This window comes from Streptomyces sp. UH6, assembly GCF_013421635.1.
Classification (GTDB): Bacteria; Actinomycetota; Actinomycetes; order Streptomycetales; family Streptomycetaceae; genus Streptomyces; species Streptomyces abyssomicinicus.
On the sequence record NZ_JACADT010001147.1, the window covers coordinates 1 to 1,655 of the forward strand.

Sequence of the window (1,655 nt, forward strand, 5' to 3'; positions counted from 1 at the left end):
GGGGCCGGGTCAGGACTGGAGGAGGACCGCGCAGGACTCGGCGGGCAGCCGCAGGACGCCGTCGGCGTCGGGGGCCTCCAGGGGGGACCAGGAGGCCAGGACGTCGACCGGCCGGGAGCCGAGGGGGACGTCGGCCGGCGCCTGACCCAGGTTGACGACGATGCGCAGGTCCCCGCGCCGGAACGCGAACCAGCGCGCCTGCGCGTCGTACGCGATCCGCACGTCCGAGAGGTCCGGGTCCTTGAGGTCCCCCTGCTCGTGGCGGAGCCCGATCAGCATCCGGTACCAGGCGAGCAACCGCGCGTGCGGCTCCTTCGTCGGCTCCGTCCAGTCCAGACAGGACCGCTCCCGGGTCGCCGGGTCCTGCGGATCCGGCACGTCCTCCTCCGCCCAGCCGTGCGCCGCGAACTCCCGCCGACGCCCCTGCCGGACCGCCTCCGCCAGCTCCGGATCGGTGTGGTCGGTGAAGAACTGCCAGGGCGTGGAGGCGCCCCACTCCTCGCCCATGAAGAGCATCGGCGTGAACGGCGCGGTCAGCGTGAGGGTGGCCGCGCAGGCCAGCAGTCCGGGGGAGAGGGTGGCGGACAGCCGGTCGCCCTGCGCCCGGTTGCCGACCTGGTCGTGGGTCTGCGAGTAGCCCAGCAGCCGGTGTGCGGCGAACCGGGCGCGGTCCAGCGGCCGCCCGTGCCGCCGGCCGCGGAAGCTCGAGTACGTGCCGTCGTGGAAGAAGCCGGCGGTCAGCGCCTTGGCCGTCGCGGCGAACGGGTCACGGGCGAAGTCCGCGTAGTAGCCCTGCGACTCGCCGGTCAGCGCGGTGTGCAGCGCGTGGTGGAAGTCGTCGTTCCACTGCGCGTGCAGGCCCAGACCGCCCGTCTCGCGGGGAGCGACCAGCCGCGGGTCGTTCAGGTCGGACTCGGCGATCAGGAACAGCGGCCGGCCCAGTCCCACCGCCAGCCGGTCCACCGCCGTGGAGAGCTCCTCCAGGAAGTGGTAGGCCCGCGTGTCCCGCAGCGCGTGCACCGCGTCCAGCCGCAGACCGTCCAGCCGGTAGTCCCGCAGCCAGCTCAGCGCGCTGTCGACCAGGAACTCGCGCACCTCGTCGGACCCGGGCGCGTCCAGGTTCACCGCCGCGCCCCACGGGGTCTGGTGGGTGTCGGTGAAGTAGGGGCCGAACGCGGGGAGGTGGTTGCCGGACGGGCCGAGGTGGTTGTGGACGACGTCGAGCACGACGCCCAGCCCCAGCTCGTGCGCCCGGTCCACGAACCGCATGAGCGCCTCCGGACCGCCGTACGGCTCGTGCACCGCCCACAGGGAGACGCCCTCGTACCCCCAGCCGTGCCGCCCGGGGAAGGGGCACAACGGCATCAGCTCCACATGGGTGACGCCCAGCTCCGCGAGGTGCTCCAGCCGCGCCGCGGCCGCGTCCAGCGTGCCCTCCCGGGTGTACGTCCCCATGTGCAGCTCGTAGAGGACCGCCCCGGGCAGCGGACGGCCCGGCCAGTCCACGCGCCACCGGTACAGCCCGTGGTCGACGACGGCACTCGGCCCGTCCGGGCCGTCGGGCTGCCGCCGGGAGCGCGGGTCCGGCAGCACCGGCCCGCCGTCCAGGGCGAACCCGTACCGCGAACCGTCCCGCGCGGCGGCCTGCGCCGTCC

At 74.7% G+C, this 1,655-nt stretch carries 1 protein-coding gene; it reads right to left on the bottom strand.

Annotated elements, in window-relative coordinates; genetic code table 11:
- Nucleotides 1-9 precede the first annotated feature (9 nt).
- The coding region (treZ, locus tag HW445_RS30100) for a malto-oligosyltrehalose trehalohydrolase (RefSeq protein ID WP_180223973.1) at nt 10-1,655 on the bottom strand (1,646 nt) is incomplete at its 5' end.